This window comes from Pseudomonas sp. 18-147, assembly GCF_051048045.1.
Taxonomy (GTDB): Bacteria; Pseudomonadota; Gammaproteobacteria; order Pseudomonadales; family Pseudomonadaceae; genus Pseudomonas; species Pseudomonas aeruginosa.
Map to the genome: position 1 here is coordinate 2,538,891 of NZ_CP182296.1, position 23,239 is coordinate 2,562,129.

Annotated in this window: 15 protein-coding genes; 13 read left to right on the plus strand and 2 right to left on the minus strand. The window is 56.8% G+C overall.

Annotated features, from left to right (window positions below):
• The first annotated feature begins 472 nt into the window (after positions 1–472).
• The gene (phaR, locus tag ACM0M4_RS12390) at positions 473–997 is read left to right on the plus strand and encodes a polyhydroxyalkanoate synthesis repressor PhaR (protein ID WP_031690869.1); all 525 of its coding nucleotides are present in this window, start codon (positions 473–475) and stop codon (positions 995–997) included.
• Between the two features lie 34 nt (positions 998–1,031).
• Here phaR and ACM0M4_RS12395 read toward each other — a convergent pair whose 3' ends face one another.
• Entirely contained in the window at positions 1,032–1,598 is a 567-nt protein-coding gene (locus ACM0M4_RS12395; protein WP_031690871.1) for a phasin family protein, read from the minus strand.
• A 249-nt stretch (positions 1,599–1,847) separates the two neighbouring features.
• On the opposite strand from ACM0M4_RS12395, the gene ACM0M4_RS12400 reads away from it, so the two are divergent.
• The 7 genes from ACM0M4_RS12400 (at position 1,848) to phaC (ending at position 11,743) form a co-directional block, all read left to right on the plus strand.
• Positions 1,848–4,394, plus strand: a complete 2,547-nt coding sequence (locus tag ACM0M4_RS12400) for a DUF3141 domain-containing protein (RefSeq protein ID WP_033991998.1) — start codon at positions 1,848–1,850, stop codon at positions 4,392–4,394.
• Entirely contained in the window at positions 4,391–5,323 is a 933-nt protein-coding gene (locus ACM0M4_RS12405) for a phosphate acetyltransferase (protein ID WP_031690874.1), read from the plus strand. Before ACM0M4_RS12400 ends, ACM0M4_RS12405 begins: the two co-directional genes overlap by 4 nt.
• The gene (locus ACM0M4_RS12410) at positions 5,320–6,528 is read left to right on the plus strand and encodes an acetate/propionate family kinase (protein WP_031690876.1); all 1,209 of its coding nucleotides are present in this window, start codon (positions 5,320–5,322) and stop codon (positions 6,526–6,528) included. Before ACM0M4_RS12405 ends, ACM0M4_RS12410 begins: the two co-directional genes overlap by 4 nt.
• Entirely contained in the window at positions 6,525–7,304 is a 780-nt protein-coding gene (fabI, locus tag ACM0M4_RS12415) for an enoyl-ACP reductase FabI (protein ID WP_031690877.1), read from the plus strand. The genes ACM0M4_RS12410 and fabI overlap by 4 nt, the downstream gene beginning before the upstream one ends.
• A 622-nt stretch (positions 7,305–7,926) precedes the next feature.
• A complete protein-coding gene (gene phbB / locus ACM0M4_RS12420) occupies positions 7,927–8,682 on the plus strand; it encodes an acetoacetyl-CoA reductase (RefSeq protein ID WP_031690879.1) in 756 nt (251 codons plus the stop codon).
• A 45-nt stretch (positions 8,683–8,727) separates the two neighbouring features.
• A complete protein-coding gene (locus ACM0M4_RS12425) occupies positions 8,728–9,906 on the plus strand; it encodes an acetyl-CoA C-acetyltransferase (RefSeq protein WP_031690880.1) in 1,179 nt (392 codons plus the stop codon).
• A 136-nt stretch (positions 9,907–10,042) separates the two neighbouring features.
• On the plus strand, positions 10,043–11,743 hold the full coding sequence (gene phaC / locus ACM0M4_RS12430; RefSeq protein WP_031690882.1) for a class I poly(R)-hydroxyalkanoic acid synthase: 1,701 nt from the start codon (positions 10,043–10,045) through the stop codon (positions 11,741–11,743).
• A 577-nt stretch (positions 11,744–12,320) separates the two neighbouring features.
• Here the strand turns inward: phaC and ACM0M4_RS12435 are convergent.
• Entirely contained in the window at positions 12,321–13,406 is a 1,086-nt protein-coding gene (locus tag ACM0M4_RS12435; RefSeq protein WP_161558079.1) for an AraC family transcriptional regulator, read from the minus strand.
• 356 nt (positions 13,407–13,762) lie between these two features.
• Between ACM0M4_RS12435 and ACM0M4_RS12440 the strand changes: the two genes are divergently transcribed.
• The 5 genes from ACM0M4_RS12440 to ACM0M4_RS12460 all read left to right on the plus strand — a co-directional run bounded on the left by ACM0M4_RS12440 (position 13,763) and on the right by ACM0M4_RS12460 (position 23,039).
• Positions 13,763–14,833: an HlyD family secretion protein gene (locus tag ACM0M4_RS12440; protein ID WP_031690883.1), complete on the plus strand. Its 1,071-nt coding sequence runs from the start codon at positions 13,763–13,765 to the stop codon at positions 14,831–14,833.
• On the plus strand, positions 14,830–17,565 hold the full coding sequence (gene rbbA / locus ACM0M4_RS12445; RefSeq protein ID WP_031690884.1) for a ribosome-associated ATPase/putative transporter RbbA: 2,736 nt from the start codon (positions 14,830–14,832) through the stop codon (positions 17,563–17,565). Before ACM0M4_RS12440 ends, rbbA begins: the two co-directional genes overlap by 4 nt.
• A gap of 3 nt (positions 17,566–17,568) precedes the next feature.
• A complete protein-coding gene (locus ACM0M4_RS12450) occupies positions 17,569–18,693 on the plus strand; it encodes an ABC transporter permease (RefSeq protein ID WP_031690885.1) in 1,125 nt (374 codons plus the stop codon).
• Between the two features lie 699 nt (positions 18,694–19,392).
• The gene (locus tag ACM0M4_RS12455) at positions 19,393–20,169 is read left to right on the plus strand and encodes a hypothetical protein (RefSeq protein WP_078451187.1); all 777 of its coding nucleotides are present in this window, start codon (positions 19,393–19,395) and stop codon (positions 20,167–20,169) included.
• Complete coding sequence (locus ACM0M4_RS12460; protein ID WP_225030715.1) at positions 20,166–23,039, plus strand: DEAD/DEAH box helicase; 2,874 nt, start codon at positions 20,166–20,168, stop codon at positions 23,037–23,039. Before ACM0M4_RS12455 ends, ACM0M4_RS12460 begins: the two co-directional genes overlap by 4 nt.
• Positions 23,040–23,239 lie beyond the last annotated feature (200 nt).

A 23,239-nucleotide genomic window follows, 5' to 3' on the forward strand; every position in this document is an offset into this window, starting at 1 on the left:
AGGCTGTCGCAAGAGGGGCACGGCACGGCTCGGGCGGTGGCAGTCGGCAGGTCGATCGGGCCGGGGTCTACTGTGCAGCCCCTCGGCGCTGATGGGGATGAGCTTATCCTTGAGGTCGGCCAGGAGCCGATTCTCGATTCCTTGCTCGCGACGATCTGGGTGTAGTTTTGGGGAGGTGCCGATGATGGCGTGCAGCTTCTTCGGCGATAACTTGAAGCCGGTATCAGTCTCGCCCTTCCGTGCATCGGCCGCCGAATTGTCGAGGGTGAAGGCCAGCTCGTCGTGGTTGGTCTGCAGCAGGTCGAGGTTTCCCACCGAGGCCTCGCGGCCCTTGATGCCGTGCTTCTAGATCTGCGATAGGAATCCCTGTGGGATGGCTATCCCGCTGCTGGCGTCGGTGGGGATATCTATGAGAAAGGCCTAAGATAGTGCTGCCAACTGACATAGCCCATTTCATGAAGAGACGCCTTGCATGCCCGAAGACGACCGCAGTGCTCCACGCCTGATCAAGAAATACACCAATCGCCGCCTATACGACACCCACACCAGTGCCCATGTCACCCTTGCCGACATCCGTCGACTGGTCATCGATGAAGTGCCGTTCCAGGTAGTAGACGCGAAGAGTGGCGAAGACCTGACTCGAAGTATCTTGCTGCAGGTTATTCAGGAGGCGGAAAGCGACGGCGAGCCGATCTTCTCTAGCGACATGCTCAAGGGCATCATTCGCTTCTACGGCCCGTTCCAGGGCATGCTCGGCAACTATCTGGAGAAGAGCATCCAGACCGTGATCGACATCCAGACGCAGACAGGGGTGCAATCCTCTCAGGCCTGGAGTGACTTTATGCACAAGCAGGTGCCTGTCATGCAGGATCTGATGAGCCAGTATGTCGAGCAGTCGAAGAAGCTCTATCTGGGCACCCAGAACTTGTTCGGATTGTTCGGTGGCATTCCGCCCGGCAATTCTGGGCAGAAGAAAAAAGGCGGTGATGACCAATGAAGGCCATCACCGCCCTTGGTGCAGTTGCCTTGTCTTACTTGCGCCCGCCCGCAGTCTTGCTGGCTTCACGGGTGGCCTGACCTGCCGCGGAAGCGGCAGCCGCGATGCCGTTCTCGGCGATCTCGGCTGCCTGTTTGGCCGCTTTCTGTGCGCTTTCATAGACACTGCCGGCGCTTTCCAGTGCCGACTTGAGGACGGCTACCGCCGGCTCTGCGCCCGCCGGGGCGTTCTTGGCGATGACGTCCACCAGTTCCCGCACATGCTTGGCGCCGGCCTCGACTTGGCGTTCGGCAAGCTTGGCGATATCCGCCTGAGTGCTGGAGACCAGGTCATACACCTCTCGATTGAACTCCAGCAGGCGCTCTGCCTGAGCAGCTGGCTGAGTGAAGGACGCCTGCGCCTCGGCGAAGGCCTGCGGGTCACGCACCGACAGCAGCTTGCGTAGGCTGTCGAACTGCTCACTGCTGGATGCGCGTAGCGCCTTGAATTGCAACTGACTGAGCTGCTCGACGCTCTCGAATACTTTGCCACTGATCTGCTGCAGCAGGTCAAGGTTGGCTTTCTGTGCGCTTTGCAGTTTTTCCGAATCAAAAAAAGACATGGTCGGGTCTCCTGGCAATGGGGAAGGCCGCTTGCGGCCTAGCACGCGAAAACCATCCATGATGGAGCCGCTGCGCTAGCAAAATGTTGCACTGCACAAAGAGAGATCGCAAGCGCTTTTGTGCGCCGCAAAAAAACTTTGCTCAAGTCGAAGCGATTCGCTATAAAACTTGGCCTGAAAGCCATGGCTCCTCTTCATGGAGAGGATCGAACGAGGGCTTTGCCCACGTCCCTGCTATAGGAAACGCTCATGAGCCAGGAAAGTTTTTTTGCAAAGCGAGAAGAAAGTTTTTCCTCATTCCATAATCTGTTCGAACACCTCGGACGCCTACAGCAGCTGCACGGGAAGCTCCTGCTCGATGCCTTTGGTCAACGCCATGAGACTCTGCTTGCGCCACTGAGAGAAGGTCGCCTGCGTGTCCCCAGCGCAGGCGACTGCTGGGAATATCTGGTCGACTTCGGACAGCGCGGCCTGCTGTTCTGGGATGCACTGCGCCAGCGTGGCGACAATACCCTTGCCCACGAGCGTGCCGGCTATCCCCTACTGCTCAAGTTTCCCTATGAGGTGCTGATCGACGGCCGTGATCTGCCCCACCCGGTCAACTACTCCCTGCTGCACATCGTTCCACGGGATGACCAGCCGAGCGATACCACGCGGCAGCCGGTCATCGTTATCGACCCACGCGGCGGTCACGGCGCCGGCATCGGCGGCTTCAAGCAGGATTCTGAAATCGGCGAAAGCTTGCGCGCTGGGCACCCGACGTATTTCATCGCTTTCAGCCATGCACCCGCACCCGGCCAGACCTTGATCGACATCGCCGAGGCCGAGGCTCTCTACATCGAAACGGTCAGCGCGCGCCATCCGGAGGCCGGGAAGCCAGTGGTGATCGGTAACTGCCAGGCCGGCTGGGCACTGATGGGGCTGGCTGCCGCGCGTCCGGAGCTGCCAGGTCTGGTGATCGTCAACGGTGCGCCGCTGTCCTACTGGGCCGGAGTCAACGGGCGCAACCCGATGCGCTACGCTGGCGGCCTACTCGGCGGTGCCTGGATGACCCGCTTGGGCAGTGACTTGGGCAATGGCCGTTTCGATGGCACCTGGCTGGTCAGCAACTTCGAGAGCTTGAATCCGGCCAACACCTACTGGAGCAAGTACTACAAGCTGTTCAGCAACGTCGATAGGGAAACCCCTCGCTTTCTCGATTTCGAGCGCTGGTGGGGCAGTCCAACCCTGCTCAACAGCGAGGAGATCGAGGTGATCGTCGATGACCTGTTCATCGGCAACCGCCTGGCTGGCGGTTCTGGGCGCAGGAGCAGCAGCATCGACTTGAAGCGCATTGAGGCGCCCGTGGTGGTGTTCTGCTCATATGGCGACAACATCACCCCACCGCAGCAAGCACTGAACTGGATAGCCGACGTCTATCCCAGCGACTTAGCGCTGCGCAACGCCGGACGCACCATTGTTTACCTGCAGCATGCCAGCATCGGCCACTTGGGTATCTTCGTCTCCGGTAAGGTAGCCCGTCGTGAGCATAGGGAACTGCTCGGCGCTATCGATGCCATCACCATGCTGTCGCCGGGACTGTACGAACTGGTGATCGACGACCTGCCAGCATCCGCCAGTGATGACCAGGCGTATCAGGTGCATTTCGAATCCCGGCGCATAGCCGACATTCTCTGCCAAGATGAGGATGACCTTAGCGACGAACTTGAATTCGCCCTGGTCGACCGTGTCTCCGGATTCAACAGCACTCTCTACGACTGGCTAGTCCGCCCCTGGATGCACAGAGCGATCAACGAACCACTCGCCGAATGCTTGCGCAAGAGCCATCCGTTTCACCAGCAGCAAGTTGTCTGGAGCAGTCTCAATCCAACCCTTTGGTGGCTGGCAGGCCATGCGGCCCTGACGCGCGTCAATCGCCGCCCAGCATCACCCGATAATCCCCTGTTTGCCTGGCAAGAGGCATTCTCCAGCACGGTCGAGACTCTGCTCGATGGCTATCGTGACGTCCGCGACGCGGCCCAGGAGATGCTCTTCCATGGTTTCTATGGTGGTCTGAGCACCTTGACTGGCGGCCAGGCACCACACTCGCAGCAGAGCTACGTCGAGCAGCGTGATAAGGCTCTGGTCGAGCATCTGCACGACTCGCTTCTCCGCGGCGGGGAACAGGAGGCGCTCATTCGCATTCTCTGCCTACTCGCGCATGCAAGTGGCAGGTTCGGCAAGGAGCGTATTGAACAACTTGCCCAGCAGGCCCGCGCGCTCTCGCAACAACTAGGCATTGACCCACTCGCCGTGCGTGACAGTGTCCGTCTGCAGGATCTTCTGGTCTTCGCCCTCCCCGAGGAGGGTCTGAATACATTGCCATGTCTGCTCCCCGAGGCCAGGCAGCGTGAGGCAGTGCTGGCAGCCGCCGTGCACCTCGTGCCCGAGCTACTCTACGCTGAGGGCGCGGTGGGCGAGCTCTGGCGCCGTTTGCACGACCTGCTTGAACACCCACTTCCGACCTTCGCACAACCACCAGTGCCAGTCATCGCTGCGGACAGCGAGCCAGAACAAGCCCCGTTAACGCTGCACCTGCCCGAGGCAGATGCCCAGGCACCCAAGGCCAGTACGCGGCCAAGGAAGAGAAACGCTGCCCAGCCTGCCGAAGCGCAGATCGAAACCAGCTCGTCCCCTGTGGAGCCCAGGAGCAAGAGCCCCGTGACCTCGGTGAAAAAAACGGGGCGCGCCAAGGCGGCCCGGTCTGCGCCGGCCCCTGATCCCGCGAGCCAGGACAAGGGAGGCAGCGCCGAATGAGCCAGGATCACTACCAGGAGTTACTGAACCGCTGCGCCGAAATTGGCCCGCTGCCCACCATCGTCGTACATCCTTGCGAGGCGAATGCGCTGCGAGGAGCGCTGGAGGCCACCCAGGCCGGGCTGATAGCCCCGATTCTGGTAGGCCCGCGCCACAAGATCGCGGCAACCGCCAGCGAGGCTGGCCTGGATATCGACGGGCTGACCGTGGAGGACGTGCCACACAGCCACGCTGCCGCCGAGCGTGGCGTCGCCCTGATCCGCGAAGGCCGTGGCGAGCTGCTGATGAAAGGCAGCCTGCACAGCGATGAACTGCTGCATGCCGTGGCCGATCGTGAAAGCGGTCTACGCACAGAACGGCGCCTCAGTCATGTCTTCGCCATGAGCGTGCCCAGCTATCACAAAACGCTGTTCGTCACCGACGCGGCGGTAAACATCTTTCCCGGCCTGGAGGACAAGGCCGACATCTGCCGCAATGCGATCCAGATGCTGCACGCCCTCGGCATCGACCGGCCTAAGGTAGCGCTGCTGTCGGCGGTTGAAACTGTCACGGCCAAGCTGCCCTCGACCCTGGAAGCTGCCGCACTTGTGGTCATGTCCCTGCGTGGACAGATCGATGGCGCGCTGCTCGACGGGCCACTGGCCTTCGACAACGCGATCAACGCCGACGCTGCGCGGGTCAAGGGCATTCATTCAGACGTCGCCGGCGATCCGGACATCTTACTGGTACCTGACATGGAGGCGGGCAACATCCTCGCCAAGCAACTGATCTATCTTGCCGGTGCCGAGGCGGCCGGCATTGTCCTCGGTGCCCGCGTACCGATCATTTTCACCAGCCGTGCCGACAGCCCCCGGGCGCGCATCGCCAGTAGTGGGCTGGCCGTGCTGCTCGCCAAAGCGCGGCGCACCCAACTAGGTGTGCCCTCATGAGCCCCGCTCAAGACGAACTGATCGTCACCGTCAATGCGGGCTCGTCGAGCATCAAGACTGGTCTGTTCGCCGGCCGCCAAGGCGAGGAGCAGCCACGTTTGCTGGCGCGCGGCAAGCTGGACGGCATTGGCGTGGTGCCGCGCCTCCAGATAGTCATGGCCGATGGAACAGTGGTGAAGGACGTAGCCTTTGCGCCGGAGCATGTTGCCGACATGAAAGCGGCTTTCCAGCAGGTCTACAGCGCACTGAAGGAAGGTCTACAGAATCGCCCACCGGCGCTGATCGGCCATCGAGTGGTGCATGGTGGGATGGATTTCAGCGCCCCGGTGCGCGTGGATATTGCAACACTGGCGCGCCTGAGGACGCTGGAACCCCTGGCGCCACTGCATCAACCGCACAATCTGGCGGCTATCCAGGCAGCGCTCGAGCACAATGCGCACCTACCTCAGGTCGCCTGTTTCGATACCGCGTTCCATTCCGGGCGCAGTGAAATGAGCCAGCTCTTCGGCTTGCCCTACGCGCTGTACGAACAGGGTGTTCGCCGCTACGGCTTCCATGGCTTGTCCTTTGAATATGTCAGTCAGCGCCTGATCGACAGAGCCCCAGAGCTCGCCACCGGCAAGCTGGTCATCGCCCATCTGGGCAATGGTTCCAGCCTGTGCGCGATCGAGGCCGGCCGCAGCGTCGAGGTCACCACAGGTTTCAGCGCCCTCGACGGCCTACCCATGGGCAGCCGCTGTGGTGCCCTGGATCCCGGCGTACTGCTGTACCTGTTGGATCAGGGCATACAGGTTCGGGATCTGGAGACGCTGCTGTATCGACAATCTGGCTTGCTCGGCATTTCCGGGGTTAGCAGTGACATGCGCAAACTGCGCGCCAGCGACGACCCTCGCGCAGCCCTGGCCATCGACTTCTATGCCTACCGGATCGCCCAGGAAATCGGTCGGCTCGCCACGTGCCTGGGTGGGCTGGACGCGCTGGTATTCACCGCCGGTATCGGTGAAAAGGATGCCGCGCTGCGTGCCCAGGTGCTGCAGCATCTCGCGCCACTCTTTGGGCTGCGCATCGATGACGCGGCGAACCAACGCAACGCCGAGCGCATATCCAGTACCGCCAGCACGCGGGCTGTGTGGGTCATCCCTACCGACGAAGAGAGCATCATTGCTCGCCATGCCTGGCGTCTGTATCAGGATCAGCACTTATGAGCATCAAGGAAAGCCTGTCCCTAGCCGGTAAGCGCGGCCTGGTGGTCGGCATCGCCAACCCGCATTCGATCGCCTGGGGCTGTGCTCAGGCGTTGCATGAAATGGGAGCAGAGCTGGCTGTCACCTGGCTGAATGACAAAGCTAGGGTGCATGTTGAACCCCTGGCGCAACAGGTGCATGCCACTGTGAGCATGCCCCTGGATGTAACCCAGACCGGCGAGCTGGACGCTCTGTTCGAGCGCCTCGCAGAGCAATGGGGATCGCTGGACTTCGTCGTTCACTGCCTGGCTAGCGCGCCCAAGGAGGAAATCCGCGGACGCCTACTGGACAGTTCCAGCACCGGCTTCCTGCAGGCCATTGATATTTCCTGTCACTCTTTCATTCGCATGGCGCGCCTGGCCGAGCCGCTGATGCCCCGCGGCGGCAGTCTGGTGACCATGAGTTACTTGGGCGCCCAGGAGACGATCGAAGGCTATGCCCTGATGGGGCCGGTCAAGGCCGCTCTGGAATCTAGCGTGCGCTACCTGGCCACCGAACTGGGGCCGCGCAACATCCGCGTGCATGCCATTTCCCCCGGCCCCATGCCGACTCGGGCGGCATCCGGGCTAAAGGACTTCGATCACTTGTTGGAAACCTCGACCAATCGCGCCCCTTTACGCCGCCTAGTCACTTTGGAGGAAGTCGGCGGCCTGTGTGCCTGGCTGGTTAGCAACGCTAGCCAAGGTCAGACTGGCGGAGTCCACTTCGTTGATGGCGGCCTGAACATCCTCGGTTGATTCAAGGTGCCTTCATGCAAATCCATGCGCTCCATATTTAACTTGGCGCTCTAGTCTGAGCGCCACTGTTTGCCGAACTATTGGGCGTCGGCAAACTCATGGATTTGGATGCCGCCAGTAACACCGTGGGTCTGATGGCGGACTGCTGTATCGGTGGGCCGGTCGCCAGTTACTTGATACGCCGCCACGCATTGCTCCTAATCCTGTGGCCTGGATGTGGTAGAGCATGGAGCTAATAGTGGGGTAGGCGCTTGCGCGGGTGAGCAGCACATCCGTCCGTGTCAGCAAGCAAATATCGACTCAAGCCTCACGACGCAAGAGCACCTCATACAGGCCCTCTGCCGGCAGCATATCCACCAGCATCCCGACATAGTTGGAACTGATCCGGCAAATACCCCTCCGCTGTTTCTCGAAGAGCAATGGCACACTTTGAAATGCGCGACCTAGATGTCCGCAAGTCAATTCTAATTGACTCCAGTCAATGCTTCGTTAGATAGAGCTCAAAGCGCGCCAGGACTGGTGTGCGAGGACAACCCGGCGTAACCCGGGGACATTGTTCACATCCGCAAAGCGCCAGAGACTTGCCCGCTGTTCCAAGGTCTTAATTAACGAGGAATGGTTAATGGGTACTGCGAGCAATGCGGCACGTATAGCACTGGTCACCGGTGGTATGGGCGGTATCGGTACGGCGATCAGCCAGCGCCTGCATCGGGATGGCTTCACCGTGGTGGTGGGCTGTAATCCCTACTCCAGCCGCAAGGCTTCCTGGATTGCCACGCAACTCGAGGCGGGCTTTCACTTCCACTGCATCGACTGCGACATCACCGACTGGGATAGCACCCGCCAGGCCTTCGACATGGTGCACGAGACTGTCGGCCCGATCGATGTATTGGTCAACAATGCTGGCATCACCCGCGACGGCACCTTCCGCAAGATGTCCCCAGAAAACTGGAAGGCGGTGATCGATACCAATCTCACCGGCCTGTTCAACACAACCAAGCAGGTCATCGAGGGCATGTTGGCCAAGGGCTGGGGACGCGTCATCAACATCTCCTCAATCAATGGCCAGCGAGGCCAGTTCGGGCAGACCAACTACTCCGCGGCCAAGGCTGGCATTCATGGCTTCAGCATGGCCTTGGCCCGCGAGGTGAGTGGCAAGGGCGTGACCGTCAATACGGTTTCCCCTGGCTACATCAAGACCGACATGACCGCGGCGATTCGCCCGGACATCCTCGAAGACATGATTACTGGCATTCCTGTGGGCCGTCTCGGCCAGCCCGAGGAGATCGCCTCGATCGTGGCCTGGCTGGCCTCCGATCAGTCTGCCTATGCCACCGGCGCCGACTTCTCGGTGAATGGCGGCATGAACATGCAGTGATGCGCCATTCGCGCCCTCGCTCAGCCATGACATGAGGTGTTCCAGATGATCGAAGTCGTTATCGTCGCCGCCACTCGCACCGCCATCGGCGCTTTCCAGGGGAGCCTGGCCGGCACTCCCGCCGTTGAACTGGGCGCCACGGTGATCCGCCGCCTGCTCGAACAGACCGCTCTGGATAGCAGTCAGGTGGATGAAGTGATACTCGGCCACGTACTCACCGCCGGTGCTGGGCAGAATACCGCTCGCCAAGCAGCGGTCATCGCCGGCCTGCCACACGCCGTACCGGCGATGACCCTGAACAAGGTCTGTGGCTCCGGCCTGAAAGCCCTGCACCTGGGCGCCCAGGCCATCCGCTGTGGCGATGCCGAGGTGGTGATTGCCGGTGGCATGGAGAACATGAGCCTGTCGTCCTATGTCCTGCCCAAGGTCCGCGCCGGCCTGCGCATGGGCCACGCGCAGCTGGTCGACAGCATGATCGTCGACGGCCTGTGGGACGCATTCAACGACTACCACATGGGGATCACTGCCGAAAACCTGGTAGACAAGTACGGCATCAGCCGCGAAGCCCAGGACGAATTCGCCGCCGCCTCGCAGCAGAAAGCCGTGGCCGCCATCGAGACCGGTCGCTTCCGCGACGAGATCGTCCCGGTGAGCATTCCGCAGCGCAAGGGCGAGGCGCTGAGCTTCGACACCGACGAACAGCCACGCGCCGGCACCACCGCCGAGTCGCTGGGCAAGCTGAAACCGGCCTTCAAGAACGACGGCAGCGTTACCGCCGGCAACGCTTCCAGTCTCAACGACGGCGCCGCCGCGGTACTGCTGATGAGTGCGGCAAAGGCCGCAGCGCTTGGTCTGCCAGTGTTGGCGAAGATCGCCGCCTACGCCAATGCCGGCGTCGACCCGGCGATCATGGGTATCGGACCGGTGTCGGCCACCCGCAGCTGCCTGGATAAGGCGGGCTGGAGTCTGGCCGAGCTGGATCTGATCGAGGCCAATGAAGCCTTCGCGGCCCAGGCCCTGGCCGTGGGTCAGGAGCTGGGCTGGGATGCTGGCAGGGTTAACGTCAACGGCGGCGCCATCGCCCTCGGCCACCCCATTGGCGCCTCCGGTTGCCGCGTACTGGTCAGCCTGCTGCATGAAATGCTCAGGCGCGACGCGAAAAAAGGCCTCGCTACCCTGTGTATCGGTGGCGGCCAGGGCGTGGCGCTGGCCATCGAGCGCTGAGTGACGCTTTCGCGACTCTGCCGGACGTGCCCCCCTGCACCCGCACCGCCAGGCTGGCCGTGCGGTTACGTCTCGACATGATCGCACCGCGCCTCTCACCGGGCGCGGCTTTTGTTTTCATATTCCTGGAGACGCCATGGACAACGGACACACCTTTGCTCACTACTGGTCGGGTCAGGCGCCCTTCATCGCCAGCTTCGTCCTGCAGCAACTGCGCTTATACGTTGCGCAAAATACTTGGTTCAGCGGGCACGACCAAAGCCAGTGGTTCGACGTACCTGTCGAGGCGTTGGAGCAACTGCAGGCGGACTACCAACAACAGTGGGCCGAACTTGGCCAGCAATTGCTGAGCTGCCAGCCGTTCGCATTCAGCGATCGTCGCTTCGCCAGTGGCAACTGGAGCGAACCGCTGTTCGGTTCCCTGGCTGCCTTCTACCTGCTGAATTCCGGTTTCCTGCTGAAACTGTTGGAGCTTCTCCCCATCGATGAGCAGAAGCCCCGCCAGCGCTTGCGTTACTTGATCGAGCAAGCGATTGCCGCAAGCGCCCCAAGTAACTTTCTGCTGAGCAACCCTGATGCCCTGCAACGCCTAGTGGAAACCCAGGGCGCCAGCCTACTAAGTGGCCTGTTGCATCTTGCCAGTGACCTGCAGGAAGGCAAGTTGCGCCAATGTGACTTGGGCGATTTCGAAGTCGGCGTGAATCTGGCCACCACCCCTGGTGCCGTGGTACTGGAAACCCCTATGTTCCAGCTGATCCAGTATTCGCCGCTCAGCGAAACGCAATACCAGCGGCCGATATTCATCGTCCCGCCGGCGATCAACAAGTACTACATCCTTGACCTCGGGCCCGAAAACTCTCTAATCCGCCATCTACTGGAGCGAGGCCATCAAGTTTTTCTGATGTCCTGGCGCAACTTCACTCAGGAACAGGCCGACATCACCTGGGAGCAGATCATCCAGGACGGAGTGATCAGCGCCCTGCGCACTACCCGGGCCATCAGTGGTGAGCGCCACCTGAACTGTTTGGGTTTCTGCATCGGCGGCACCATGCTGAGTTGCGCTCTAGCGGTGCTGGCAGCGCGTGGCGACCAGGACATTGCCAGCCTGAGTCTATTCGCCACTTTTCTTGACTACCTTGATACCGGGCCGATCAGCGTCTTCGTCGATGAGCAACTGGTGGCCTACCGTGAGCGCACCATCGGTGGCCATGGTGGCAAATGTGGCCTGTTCCGCGGTGAGGACATGGGCAATACCTTCTCCCTGCTGCGGCCCAACGAGCTGTGGTGGAACTACAACGTAGACAAATATCTCAAGGGGCAGAAGCCGCTGGCTCTGGATCTACTGTTCTGGAACAACGACAGCACCAATCTGCCGGGGCCCCTGTATTGCTGGTATCTGCGCCACACCTACCTGCAGAACGACCTCAAATCGGGGGAGTTGGATCTGTGCGGCGTCAAGTTGGATCTGCGGGCCATAGACGCACCAGCCTACATCTTGGGAACCCATGACGACCACATCGTGCCCTGGAGAAGCGCCTATGCCAGCACGGAATTGCTGGGAGGTTCAAAGCGGTTTGTCCTCGGCGCCTCCGGCCACATCGCCGGGGTGATCAACCCGCCAGATAGGAACAAGCGCCATTACTGGGTCAATGAACACATAGCGCCGGTAGCTGACGACTGGCTGCAGGGAGCTCAGCAGCATTCCGGCAGCTGGTGGGGGGACTGGTTCGCCTGGTTGACCGGCTATGCCGGCCCACGCAAGCCTGCCATCACTATGCTGGGCAATGCCGAATACCCCCCGCTTGAACATGCGCCTGGCCGCTACGTTCGACAATAAAGCCAGTTTTCGTTGAATAAGCTTTATGCGGTCGGCCTCCAGGGTAGTCAGGGTTGGTCGGCTGCTCCCTGCCACTCCTGGCCGAATTCGGAGAGGCGCCGTGCTCACCGGCGGCTGTGCCAGTAAGAGTATCTTGAATACCTCTCTACGGGTTCAGGGGCGCAACAAAATGTCGGTAACCAAAAATTGTAATTGCGGACAATTCTTGGTGGTGTGAGGACGTTTAATAAATTGCTAGCGCTATGCAGTATATGGCTGAAGTGCAATTTTCAGCATGGTCAGGGCGATATGTTATTGGCTCATGATTGATCTGCGAAAGGAACGTGACGGAGTTGTTGGTCGGCATGGTTTGAGTTTTTCTGTGGCAGGCGTGTGCTGGCTAACTGCGCTAGAGATGCTTGAGGTGGTTCTATGCTAGTTAATTATGATCTTGAGGATTGTTCTGGGTTAGAGGTCAGAAAGCCTTTTGATGTCGGGTATGAGTCAGGTGTGTCTGGTTTGACAATTTTCGATTGCCCATATTCTCATATTACCGTGGAAGGGCTTCGTAGTCGGCATGAATGGCTTAATGGATTTCTCACGGCTCTTTCACAAAAGGGCGGTCAGGGGTTGCTTTAGGGGCGAGTGTTTTACTGAGCTCTCCAGGTAGGTGAGTCCCCGCGTTGGTGCTCCTAAAGCTCCCGGGTGGAGTGCCGAACCAACGTAGACAAGCCTTGTGAAAACTGCTGATTTCTTTAAATCCAAGCAGTATGCATATGTGCTCCAGTGAGTAGGATGGATAGTTTTTTAAGTAGTGCTCGGCTAGTTTTTTTCGAGTGCTGTTAAAAATCTCTTTGAAGCTTTTTCCCTCTTTTGTAAGTTCGCGTTGTAAGAGGCGAGTGCTGATGTTCAATTCTTTTGCTACGGAGCCCATATCGCAGGGGAGGCTCCCGAGGCGTTTGATGAACAGGGCTCGTGTGCGCTCGCTGTAATATCCATTATTTAAGGAGTATTTTTGATGTTCAGCTAGGTTGCCGTGGAGTAGTGCGAGTGCTTCATTGGCAGTGCTTAGGGGGATAGACAGTGCATCTTGATCAAATAGGATGCTGTTTCGATTTTTGCCGAAGCGTAAGGGACAGTCAAAAATCCGCTGGTGCTCTGAAATATCTAGCGGGGTAGGGTACATAAATTCAATTTCTCGTGCTGCAGGAAGTTTTCCTCCAGTCATCCAGCGGCATAGTCCAAGAGTTGATGATAGTAATACGTCATTAAAGACTCGGGATTTCTTAATTCTATCTTCTGTATTGTCAGCGTACCACAGGCGTATGCCATCTTCTTCTTGTGTGAGGTTGACGGTAAAGCCGTTTCCGAGAAGGGTAGAAAAACGCACTAATGCCAATAGTGCGTCTTTTAAATTGGCGCTGGATATCATTGCATATCCTACTAATTGAAAAGCGCCTGGAAGAAGGTGCTGGTACGCCTTCAGTCCAATGTCTGGGTTGCCGCTCTCAATTTCTGCTAGCTCCATTAGTCGAAGTACGCTGGATCTTGAAATAAACTTACTCGGTGATCTTAATTCGTCGATGATGATTCCGGACTCTTTGCAGAGTCGCACTGTGTCGAGATTTTGACTGGCAAGGAAATTCACCAGTTGAGCAGCTAGTCCGGCACTTATCCTACTCACCACTCGGTGCTCCTGTTTTGGGTGGATGATTCTTCCTGTGCGGGTTGTGTATAGATATCTGGATGCTCTCAGTATGTCCATAGATACCTTCGTCGGGCGTCTGCGGACATTTTTTTTGGTGTCAGGGGACGTTGCTGGCGTGTTGATGACTTGATTAGCTCTTGTGCGGCAATAGAGCTGACTAGCGGCTCTGTGTCTAGTGATTTTAATTTGTGTGGCAATGAGTCGATTGATTTCGGCCGGTCTTCGGAGGGTGTTGTAGTTTGTATTTTTGATAATTAGATTGTTTTTATAAATTAATTCTGTAGGGGCGATTGCATGTTTCGTTTGTTTTTTGATTTGGTTTGGGGCAAGAGATGAAATTGGGTAAAAAATGGCTGCCCCGTGTCGGCTTACTTCTAGTCTGCATAGCGGTTGTTGCTCTTGTTTGGGTAATGCTTAGGCCTAGTGCTATTGGTAGAGAGTTTGCTGCTGCCAACGGGCGAATAGAGGCTACCGAGGTAGATGTAGCTACCAAACTGCCTGGTCGAGTCGCGTCAATCAACGTTGATGAGGGCGACTTCGTCAAAAGCGGCGAAGTGGTCGCGCGCATGGATACTCAGGTTCTCGAAGCTCAGTTGGCCCAGGCTCAAGCCGAGGTGCGTCGGGCGCAGAATGCGAAGTCCACCGCCGAGTCTTTGGTTGCCCAGCGGACGAGTGAGAAGGCCACCGCGGAGGCCGTGGTGGCGCAGCGTCAGGCTGAACTCACAGCCGCAGAGAAACGCTTCAGTCGTACCGAGCAGCTGGTCAAGCGCAACGCCCTGCCACAACAGCAACTCGATGATGATCGCGCCGTGATGCAGAGCGCCCAGGCTGCGTTGGCGGCTTCGCGCTCGCAGGTGGTTTCGGCTCAGGCCGGCATCGCCGCCGCGCGCTCCCAGGTGATCGAGGCGCAATCAGCCATCGAAGCGGCTACCGCCAGCACTGTTCGGCTGCAGGCGGACATTGACGACAGCCTGCTCAAGGCGCCGCGCAGCGGCCGTGTGCAGTATCGCGTCGCGCAGCCGGGCGAAGTGCTGGCCGCCGGCGGCAAGTTGCTGGATATGGTCGACTTGGCCGACGTCTACATGACCTTCTTTCTTCCCTCGGGCCAGGCCGGCAAGGTCGAGCTCGGCCAGGAAGTGCGCTTGGTGATCGACGCGTTACCGCAGTACGTGATTCCGGCCAAGGTGTCCTACGTGGCCAGCGTTGCGCAATTCACCCCCAAGACCGTGGAGACTGCTAACGAGCGCGAGAAGCTGATGTTCCGCGTCAAGGCGCGCCTCGATCCGGCGCTGCTGGAGAAATACGTCACTTACGTGAAGACCGGCGTACCGGGCATGGCTTACTTGCGTCTCGCCCCGCAGGCTGAGTGGCCCGCCTTTCTGCAGATCAAGGTCCCACAATGATTGATGCACAGACGGTAGCCAGTCTGGCTGGCGTTTCGCTGCGCTATGGAAAGTCTCACGCGGTGGAGGGCATCAGTCTGGACATCCCGGCCAACCGCATGGTTGGACTGATCGGTCCGGATGGCGTCGGCAAGTCCAGCCTGCTGGCGCTGATCGCTGGTGCGCGGAAGATGCAGGAGGGTGAAATCCAGGTTCTTGGCGGCGACATGCGCGACGTCCGCCACCGTCGTGCGGTGTGTCCGCGCATCGCCTACATGCCCCAGGGCCTGGGCAAGAATCTCTACCCGACGCTCTCGGTGTTCGAGAACGTCGACTTTTTCGGTCGCCTGTTCGGCCATGACAAGGCCGAGCGCGAGCGGCGCATCGCCGACCTGCTGCAGAGCACCGGGCTTGCGCCCTTCGCCGAGCGCCCGGCGGGCAAGCTCTCCGGGGGTATGAAGCAGAAGCTTGGGCTGTGCTGCGCGTTGATCCACGACCCCGATCTGCTGATCCTCGACGAACCCACTACCGGCGTCGACCCGCTGTCGCGCAACCAGTTCTGGGAGTTGATCGGGCGCATCCGTGCCGACCGCCAGGGCATGAGCGTGCTGGTGGCTACCGCCTACATGGAGGAGGCCGAGCGCTTCGACATCCTGGTGGCGATGGACGACGGTAAGGTACTCGCGACTGGCACGCCGGCCGAGCTGCGCGAGCGCACGGCGACGCAAAGCCTGGAGGCTGCCTTCGTCGCGCTACTGCCGGAGCGCAAGCGCGCCGGCCACCACGAGCTAGTGATCCCGCCGCGCGAGCGGAGCGAGGGTGCGCCGCAGATCGCCATCGAGGCCGAGGGGCTTACCTGCCGCTTCGGCGATTTCGTCGCTGTGGATCATGTGAGCTTCCGCATCGAGCGCGGGGAGATCTTCGGTTTCCTCGGCTCAAACGGCTGCGGTAAGTCCACCACCATGAAGATGCTCACCGGACTGCTGCCGGCCAGCGAGGGCAGCTGCGCGCTGTTCGGCCAGCCAGTGGACGCCAATGACATGGAGACTCGCCGACGGGTTGGCTACATGTCCCAGGCCTTCTCGCTGTATGCCGAGCTGACGGTGCTGCAGAACCTCGAACTGCACGCCAAGCTTTTCCATCTGCCGGCCGACGAGATCGGCCCACGGGTTGAGGAGATGCTCGAGCGCTTCGACCTCGGCAAGGTCCGCGGCGAACTGCCCGACAGCCTGCCGCTGGGCATTCGCCAGCGCCTGTCGTTGGCTGTAGCAGTAATCCACAAGCCGGAAATTCTCATCCTCGACGAGCCGACCTCGGGCGTCGACCCGGTGGCCCGCGACGGCTTCTGGGCACTAATGGTGGAGCTGTCGCGCAACGACGGTGTGACCATTTTCATCTCCACCCACTTCATGAACGAGGCCAGACGCTGTGACCGTATCTCGTTGATGCACGCCGGCAAGGTGCTCGACAGCGATACCCCGCAGGGCCTGATCGACAAGCGCGGCCTGCCGACGCTGGAAGCCACTTTCATCGCCTACTTGGAAGAGGCGGCCGGCAGCGCGCCGGTAGTCGAAACCTCGCCCGCACCAGAAAAGTCAGCTGAACCAACCAGATACAAGGGTAGCGACCGCTTCAACTGGCTGCGTCTGTTCAGCTACGCGCGCCGCGAGGCGATGGAGCTGCGCCGTGACCCGATCCGCCTGACTCTGGCGCTATTGGGTACCGCGCTACTGATGTTCATCATCGGATACGGCATCAACGTAGACGTAGAGAATCTTTCCTTTGCTGTACTCGACCGCGATCAAACTACCACTAGTCAAAACTATGCTCTCAATATTGCAGGCTCACGTTACTTCATCGAGCATTCGCCTATCGAAACCCCCGATGAACTCGATCAGCGTTTACGTAGTGGGGAGTTGAGTTTAGCGCTAGAAATTCCACCGAACTTCGGTCGTGACTTTAAGCGGGGTAATGCCCCGATTATTGGAGTCTGGATTGATGGAGCCATGCCCACCCGGGCCACGACAGTCCAGGGTTACATTCAGTGGCTGCATTCAAGTTACTTGGCTGAATTAGCGCGTGAGAGTGGCAATGCCGAAGCTAGTTCGGTGGCTAGTACTGAGGTGCGCTATCGCTATAACCCGGACGTAGAAAGCCTTAAAGCCATGGTTCCTGCAGTGATTCCTCTGCTGCTGATCATGATCCCGGCGATGCTCACTGCCCTGGGCGTGGTGCGCGAGAAGGAGCTGGGCTCGATCACCAATCTCTACGTCACGCCGGTGACGCGCCTGGAATTTCTCCTCGGCAAGCAACTGCCTTATATCGGCATGGGCATGATCAACTTCGTGCTGATGCTGGCCATGGCTGTGCTGCTGTTCCAGGTGCCGCTCAAGGGTAGTTTCCTTGCGCTGCTGGTCGGCGCTTTCCTCTACGTGGTGACCAGCACGGGACTGGGCCTGCTGCTCTCGACTTTCATGAAGAGCCAGATCGCCGCAGTATTTGGCACCGCCATCGCTACTATGATCCCGGCCATCCAGTTTGCCGGTCTGATACACCCTGTGTCCTCGTTAGAGGGTGTCGCTGCCCTAATTGGCAGGCTATACCCGACCTCGCACTTCCTGATTATTAGTCGTGGCGCCTTCTCCAAGGCATTGGGGTTCGCCGAGCTATGGGTTTACTACTTACCTCTGGTGGTGATGGCAGTGGTGCTGACTTTGCTTAGTGTGTACTTCCTGAAGAAACAGGAAGATTGAGCCATGAAGAAGATTGCAAATATCTTTAATCTTGGTGTTAAGGAGTTTCGTAGTCTAGGTCGAGACTATGCGATGTTGATCCTTATTGCCTGGGCTTTTTCTTTTGGAGTGTACAGCTCCGCAACAGGGGTTCCTGAGACTCTGCATAATGCATCTATTGCTGTAGTCGATGAGGATCAATCTCAATTGTCTAAGCAGATAATCAGGTCCTTCCAAATTCCTTATTTTCGGACTCCCTCCGAAATTAATCAGGCTGAAATGGATCGCGGGATGGATACAGAGCTGTATAGCTTTACGCTTGATATTCCTCCTGATTTCCAGCGAGATGTACTTGCTCGGCGAAACCCGAAGATTCAGTTGAATGTTGATGCGACTCAGACGGTTCAAGCCTTCTCTGGAGCCGGGTACATACAGAACATTGTTGATACCGAGGTTAGGGAATTCATCAATCGATATCGTGGTGATCCGTCGATGTCGGCAAGGCTGGCTGTGCGGGCGGAGTTCAACCCTAATTTAACTCAGACGTGGTTTGGTGCGGTTATGGAAGTGGTAAACCAAATTACCATGCTATCCATAATTCTCACGGGGGCTGCGCTTATTCGGGAACGTGAGCATGGAACTGTTGAGCATCTATTGGTAATGCCGTTGACCGCGTTTGAGATCATGCTGGCAAAAATTTGGTCTATGGGACTTGTGGTTCTAATAGCTGCGGCTATTTCTTTGCTGCTAGTCGTGCATTCTTGGATTGGCGTTCCACTCAATGGTTCGGTTTGGCTATTTTTGATAGGCGCAGCTATACATCTTTTTGCTACCACTTCAATGGGGGTATTTTTAGGGACTGTCGCGCGGTCGATGCCACAGTTGGGGCTGTTGGTTATAATAATACTAATTCCGTTGCAAATATTGTCGGGAGGGACGACACCTAGGGAGAGCATGCCTGCATTAGTTCAGAATATCATGCTGTTGGCCCCAACAACGCACTTTGTCTCGTTGGCCCAGGCCGTTCTGTTTCGTGGGGCAGGGATCTCGATAGTCTGGGGGCAATTCGTACTTATATTTGCTATTGGGCTGCTCTTTTTCCTCTCGGCGCTTTGGCGGTTCCGTAGAACTATTGGGCAAATGGCATGAGTTTTGATGGGGCGAAGATTCTTCATTGAGATTGCATTTTTATAGTCCCATGATTTCTACTTTAATTTGGATGGCTGTGAGGTTTCAAGGGGTGTAATGGAAGGGCTCAGTGAGGATCAGGTGAGGATTCTTCAGGTACTTTACTCTAATGGAGGGTGGGTGCGGCCTAGTGGCTTGGGTATATGGCTCCAGTGTTCTCCGGCTAGTTATTTTCCGGATCTGCTGGAACGCGGGCTTCTTGAGTGTCGGCAATATATATCTAGTGCGCGCTTCATGAGAAACAATAATAGAAATTCACTTGAGTATAAGTTGTCTAGGGAAGGCGCTTTGCTTGTTGAATCTTTTTTTAGCGCTGGTTAGCTTTAGATTATTAGGGTGGATAGCTGAAAGGCCTGAATCGCCCCTAATTTCGTAGACACCTCCGAGCCTCATAATGAGGTTCATCAGAAGCTGCCATGAGCAACTAGCGTGGCCCCGAAGAGGTCAAACTCGAAACAGCCAGACGAGTGAGCGATCGTGGTCCACGTGTAGCGGAGGTGGCGAAGCGTTTGGCGTGTCTGTATAGGGCATTGAGAAACTCCCGAGTGTCATGAGGTGAATTCTCGCATTGGCTAGTAAAAAAACCACAGCTATCGCGTTATGATAGTGGCAGAAGGCCTTGCCCAAATTGCAACGGCCATGTGCTGGACAGGGAGTGTGATGCCAAAGGCTTTTACAAAGATTTCCTCGCCATCGTCTAATGGATGGCCGATACAGCTTATTCGGGGAAATCCCGATTGCTCAGCATTTTACAAATGGATATATGCCGAGCTTGATAAAGTCACAAAAGAATGGCCGGCGAAAATCACGAAAGACACTCTAACCACCGGCCGAAAGGGAAATCTCGGCGAGTTTCTGTCGGCTAGAGTCGCGCATGCTAGTGGGTTATCTGGTAAGAAAAATGGGTATACGCTCGCACTTATGGGGGCACTGACTCCCCATCAAGATGGTGCTCCGACTGGGCTGGATATTACCATCGTCCATTTAGATCCAGGGGGGGACGAGAGTAAGGATCGTCTTTACATAATGGAAGTTAAGACTACTGGCGCTCCCCGTCTTACCTATGCTAATGAGCTCGTTAAGGACTACAAAAAGCTACTAGGCAAAGCGGCCGTCGCAGGGTCCTTAGGCCAAAGGCACAACTGGCTGATGGGCTACCTGATGGTTGTGCATGAGTTTGAGGAAGACGAGCTTGAACGAGTGAGTAGGCTTTTCTTACCTCAAGCGAAGGACTGTAAAGGCATTCGGCTTTTACCAACCTTAGTGCATGATCGCACAGTAGGAGACTCTGCGGCGATTACCGCATTGGATGCTGTCGCCGAGAAGATTAAGAAACAAGGATGGGGGGCGAAAACTATTGAGCCTTGGAGTATCGCAATAGATAACCTCATTAACTGCCTTGTTCATCTTTCCAATAACGGAAGTACTATGCCATGAGCGAGCTCCCTGAGTCTGTCAGATTTCTCGACAGCGCTGCCTCCTCCGCGGCAAAGGCTAGGGGAGTCGAACCAACGTTTCCAACCGAGGATCCGGTTGATGTAGCGACTGCTTTGAAGTGCATTAATGCGTTTCAAATCCGCGTGGACGAAGAGACACTTGAGGCTCTTGATGATGAAAGCAAAGCGAGACCTTTGGTAGCTGCAGCTCGGATTTTGCAGTCAACGGCACAGCACTTACGGCAGGCTAAAAAACGTCCCGTGGACGATGATTTTGACGACCTGCTAGGTGACGAGAATCTATCGATTGATGAAGATCTAAACGATCTTTCGTTTTATGCTGCACTCGCTTTTGCTATGCACGGTAATTTTCCAAGTGCTCGTGCTGTACTGGCTGATGTCGATCCGAGCTATATCAGGAAGAGTCAGGTTTTTCGCATGGTTGCAGCCATTTGCGAACCCTCTAGTTACGATGTTAGATATGAGTCGGACGAGATAAATGGCTCAAATAAGGCTGAGTTCAAGAGGTTTCGACGCTTCTGGAAACGAACTTTCTACCACAGCTCCGTGTCAGCTCGCGCCGAAGCATTCGCATCCGCGCTCAGAATATTTTCTCAAGTATCCATGGCTGGAACCCTCGCGGAGGGTGCATTATTGCTTGGAGGGCGGATGGCCGCTTACCAAGCCAAACGATTAGCGACTATTAATCTGCTAGATGCTGCATCAGAAATTCCGTATGGGTTCGTCAGAAATACTATTAAAAGTGGCATGGTAACTCTGCTGCCACCGCAGCATATTCTTCTGAGTAAAGAGCGGATTGCTAAGCATAGACGTAATACACTATTAACTCTGCCGACGAGCACAGGCAAAACTTTTATTGCTGAAGCATGCATCGCTGCCGATTTGGCTGATAATGGCTTGTGTGTCTATGTGGCTCCGTACGTTGCCGTAGGGGAGCAAGTTAGAAGCTCGCTCGAGAATCGTCTTCGCGAAATTTTCCCTGTTATCCCGATGTTTGGCGGATTTCAATCCGAGGCTGTTAGTAGTTTCGCTGAGGGCGAGGTTATTGTTGCTACTCCAGAAAGGTTTGACGGTTGGCTTCGTGCTGGAGAAGATATTGACCGGCTTCGAACTGTAATCTTCGATGAGATTCATATTTTAGAAAATGGGGCCAGGGGTGCGCGCGTGGAGGGTCTTATTTCACGGATTCGACTCCTACAGCGGACTAATTCAAAGCTGCGTATTATTGGGCTCTCGGCTGTGTTGACAGAGCCAGAGGCGGTTTGCGCTTGGCTTGGTGTGACAGCACAGGATCTACACCAAATCGGGTGGAGGCCTACTGCTCGTCGATTGGCTATGTGCCGCGCGAATGGGGACATGTATTGGATTCATGGGACAGATACACTCCGCCCTGCGGAAGAGAGGCCAACGTCAGAGATCTCTGAGCCTATTAGAATCAACCTGCCGGGAAAAATTACACCAGCTCAATTCCCCAAACCTAACGAGAAGAGCGCAGCTGCCAACGTCGGTGCGATAGCACGAGATCTTTTGAGTCGACTGGGTTCGCCAGGTCTGATCGTCTGCCCAAGAAAGGTTGACACACGATTACTCGCTCGAGAATTGCTAGCCGGTCGCGAGGAAGTCGAGGATGACGAAGTGGCGGGGATTGCTGCTAGCATTCTTGAACGCTACCCCTATTTAGACTTTCTCGTTGAGTGTCTTAAGCGTGGAGTCTCGTACCACAACGCATCATTGCCTTTCGATGTGCGGCGCGATATAGAAAAATTGACTCGCGAGCGTGTGTTGTCGGTGGTTTGCGCTACAACTACGCTCGCTGAAGGCGCAGATCTTCCGTTCCGGTGGACCATTGTCGCTCACTGGCTTACTAGCATGCGCGATACCGGGACGGATATGAAGTCGATGATATTTCGCAACATTGCGGGTCGTTGCGGTAGGGCAGGTGCGTTTTCCGAAGGCGATACAATTCTCTTCGAAAACCTAATGGGGCCTCCTTCCCTTCAGAATAGGCGAAATATCAAACAGCGCTTGGAGGAAGTCATGTTTGCATCATCGCCTCTAGCGTCGACCATGGGAGGGAATTGGCGTGAAAATCCACCTGAGGGGAAGAGTTTCTTAGAGGCAACCATTAGCGCGCAGCTGCTTGCGTGTATTGCAGAGCATCCCAATTCCGAAGATATAGTATCGGAATTGACTAACGCGTCTTATGCGGGGCAGACCGATGGCAAACAGAACGTAAAAAGAATCTTGTCTGAGACTGCACAATCAATTCTGGATGATCAGCAGCCAGGCGGAGCAATGGCAGTTGTTAATAGTCCGATAAGGCTTACAGATTTTGGTCGGGCGGCCAACCTAAGTGGGTTCTCGCCTGGGACATGCAGGTTAATGATGGAGTTTCTTTCCGAACAATCCTTTGAGGTCGGCGCGGGGCTCTATAGCGAGATTTTGAGGCGGTTTAGTTCGGTGCCAGAGCAGTCAAATACGACGTTGCAGATGATATTCGAGAGGGATAATCATAGGAATGTTGTTAAAGCTAGCAATATCGAAGAGGTATTGGAAGGTCTGCTGTTGAGGAAAAGTCTACGCCTGATATTTGAAGGGCTGCGTAAGAAGACCTCGAAGGCGATGCCGGAAACTGTAGAGACAATGTTCGAAGATTTCGTGTCGTTTGTTAACGGTGTAATAGCGAATTTTCTTCCGTGGACTCTTAGGGGGCTTGGTAAACTCAGCGCTCATGGCAGTAAGTCGGCCGCGAATATAAATTGGTCACAACAGGCGAAGGATCTTGAGTTTGCGCTGAGGGCTAGGGTTGATAATGTTGAATTCGACGACCCATCGATTCCTGTTGAATAGTAGTCGTGGTGTGTGGGCTTATTCGCCATAGAACATGGTTTGCATCCTAACTCAGTCAGCATGATCCATCGCATCATGCTGACTGAGTTATATGATTTTCGTGCTGGTGCAAATTTTCTTGTTGTCGCTATGAACGGGAGTTGAATCTGGCGCCTTATGGCTCGATACAGCATCGTCAGAGAGAATAAAGATTTTTCGAG

Bases quoted from the DNA above. Each gene is read 5' to 3' on its own strand.
- phaR (WP_031690869.1), top strand. From the start codon at position 473: ATGCCCGAAGACGACCGCAGTGCTCCACGCCTGATCAAGAAATACACC.
- ACM0M4_RS12395 (WP_031690871.1), bottom strand. From the start codon at position 1,598: ATGTCTTTTTTTGATTCGGAAAAACTGCAAAGCGCACAGAAAGCCAAC.
- ACM0M4_RS12400 (WP_033991998.1), top strand. From the start codon at position 1,848: ATGAGCCAGGAAAGTTTTTTTGCAAAGCGAGAAGAAAGTTTTTCCTCA.
- ACM0M4_RS12405 (WP_031690874.1), top strand. From the start codon at position 4,391: ATGAGCCAGGATCACTACCAGGAGTTACTGAACCGCTGCGCCGAAATT.
- ACM0M4_RS12410 (WP_031690876.1), top strand. From the start codon at position 5,320: ATGAGCCCCGCTCAAGACGAACTGATCGTCACCGTCAATGCGGGCTCG.
- fabI (WP_031690877.1), top strand. From the start codon at position 6,525: ATGAGCATCAAGGAAAGCCTGTCCCTAGCCGGTAAGCGCGGCCTGGTG.
- phbB (WP_031690879.1), top strand. From the start codon at position 7,927: ATGGGTACTGCGAGCAATGCGGCACGTATAGCACTGGTCACCGGTGGT.
- ACM0M4_RS12425 (WP_031690880.1), top strand. From the start codon at position 8,728: ATGATCGAAGTCGTTATCGTCGCCGCCACTCGCACCGCCATCGGCGCT.
- phaC (WP_031690882.1), top strand. From the start codon at position 10,043: ATGGACAACGGACACACCTTTGCTCACTACTGGTCGGGTCAGGCGCCC.
- ACM0M4_RS12440 (WP_031690883.1), top strand. From the start codon at position 13,763: ATGAAATTGGGTAAAAAATGGCTGCCCCGTGTCGGCTTACTTCTAGTC.
- rbbA (WP_031690884.1), top strand. From the start codon at position 14,830: ATGATTGATGCACAGACGGTAGCCAGTCTGGCTGGCGTTTCGCTGCGC.
- ACM0M4_RS12450 (WP_031690885.1), top strand. From the start codon at position 17,569: ATGAAGAAGATTGCAAATATCTTTAATCTTGGTGTTAAGGAGTTTCGT.
- ACM0M4_RS12455 (WP_078451187.1), top strand. From the start codon at position 19,393: ATGCCAAAGGCTTTTACAAAGATTTCCTCGCCATCGTCTAATGGATGG.
- ACM0M4_RS12460 (WP_225030715.1), top strand. From the start codon at position 20,166: ATGAGCGAGCTCCCTGAGTCTGTCAGATTTCTCGACAGCGCTGCCTCC.